Raw genomic sequence first — 1,527 nt, 5'->3', positions numbered from 1 at the left:
CGGCCGCGGCTTCGCGGTGGTGGCGTCGGAGGTGCGCGACCTGGCGCAGCGCGCCGAGAAACTGTCCAAGAGCTATCGCGCCAATCTGTACCAGAACGACCTGATCACGACCACCACGTTCCAGGATCTGCAGGCCGGCGGCAAGATGATCATTGGCGCCGTCATCGGCCTCGACCTGATCAACAAGAAAACCAAAGAAGCGCTGGCCGCCTGATAGCGAGAAACCGACCATGCTGACCCAATCCGCCAAAGATGGCTTCGATACGCTGCTCACGCAATCGCTGAAATCCGGGATGGCGCCGTCCGGCGCACGAGTGGACATATCGGTGCTGGCCGACGACGTCGGGATTCCCGAGAAGAAAATGGTGGTGCTGACGGTCTCGTCCTACCTGTTCCGTTTGATGGCGATGTTCTATTTCACGCCCGACGCCGCCACGCGCGCCCATTTTGCACGCATCAACAACATCGACGAAGCCGAGATGAGCGAGCAGACCTTCATGGACGCCATCGCCGAAAGCGGCAACCTGTGCTGCGGCATCCTCAACCGCGACCTCGGCAATTTCTTCCCGCACATCGGCATGTCCACGCCCAACGTCATCGACAGCAACTGCGCCGCGTACCTGCAGACGCTCAACTGCCAGCACGTGCGCCATTTCGCCGTTGACATGGACGACGCGCCGCGCTTCCACGTGACGCTGAGCGTTTCAGCCTATGCCGACATCGACTTTGCGGTGTCGGCGGAAGAGCTGGGCAGCGATACCGGCGAGCTCGAACTGTTTTAACACCATTCATCCAACGCAAAGAACCTCAAGAACCCATGGCACAAATCCTCGTAGTCGACGACTCCAGCACGGTCCGCGCCGAAGTAGGCGATTTCCTCAAGAAGAACGGCCTCGACGTGGCCCTGGCCGTGGACGGCCGCGACGGTCTGGTCAAACTCAAGGGCGATCCGTCGATCAGGCTGGTGGTGTCCGACGTCAACATGCCCAATATGGATGGCCTGACCATGGCTGAAAAGATCCGCAGCGAGCTCGGCAACGCCGCCGTCAACATCATCATGCTGACCACCGAGAATTCGCCGATCATGAAAGAGCGCGGCAAGGCGGCCGGCATCAAGGGCTGGATCGTCAAGCCGTTCAAGGGTGACGCCGTGCTGGCGACGTTCAAGAAGCTGGTCGGCGCCTGAGTCTATTCAGGCTGCGGCGCGCAAGGCGCTGGACGGCGACTCGCCGAACAGCTTCTTGTAGTCGCAGGAAAACTGGCTGAAATTGCTGAATCCCCAGGCTGCCGCAACGTCGCCGACCCGGACGGCATGCGGCGATACTGCCGCCGCACCCTGCATCAGCTGGCGTCGTACGCCGTTCAGGCGCAACGAACGCAGGTAAGTCATCGGGCTGATGCCCAGCACATCTTCAAAACAATATTGCAGCGTGCGGCGGCTCACGTGCAGTTGTTCGCACAGCATCGAAATCGTGATCGGCACATCCTGGTTGTCCATGGCGTAGTCGCGCGCATCGCCGACGATGC

Annotated in this window: 3 protein-coding genes and 1 pseudogene; 3 read left to right on the top strand and 1 reads right to left on the bottom strand. The window is 60.8% G+C overall.

The features are described 5' to 3' along the window. The 3 genes and pseudogenes from HLUSI_RS28015 to HLUSI_RS0110155 all read left to right on the top strand — a co-directional run. Positions 1-214, top strand: a pseudogene (locus HLUSI_RS28015) (methyl-accepting chemotaxis protein); the annotation flags it as partial. 16 nt (positions 215-230) lie between these two features. After that, entirely contained in the window at positions 231-782 is a 552-nt protein-coding gene (locus HLUSI_RS0110160; protein WP_016833861.1) for a hypothetical protein, read from the top strand. Between the two features lie 35 nt (positions 783-817). Next, positions 818-1,186, top strand: coding sequence for a response regulator (locus HLUSI_RS0110155; RefSeq protein ID WP_016833860.1), 369 nt, complete (start codon positions 818-820; stop codon positions 1,184-1,186). Positions 1,187-1,192: 6 nt separating this feature from the next. On the opposite strand, the gene HLUSI_RS28010 is transcribed toward HLUSI_RS0110155, so the two are convergent. Beyond that, positions 1,193-1,527: helix-turn-helix domain-containing protein (locus HLUSI_RS28010; protein WP_040503359.1), on the bottom strand; the 335-nt coding region annotated here is incomplete at its 5' end.

Origin of the sequence: Herbaspirillum lusitanum P6-12, assembly GCF_000256565.1 — a bacterium.
In the GTDB taxonomy this organism is placed as follows: domain Bacteria; phylum Pseudomonadota; class Gammaproteobacteria; order Burkholderiales; family Burkholderiaceae_D; genus Herbaspirillum; species Herbaspirillum lusitanum.
The sequence above is the reverse complement of the archived record's forward strand: the minus strand, read 5'-3'. Positions and strand labels throughout refer to the sequence as shown.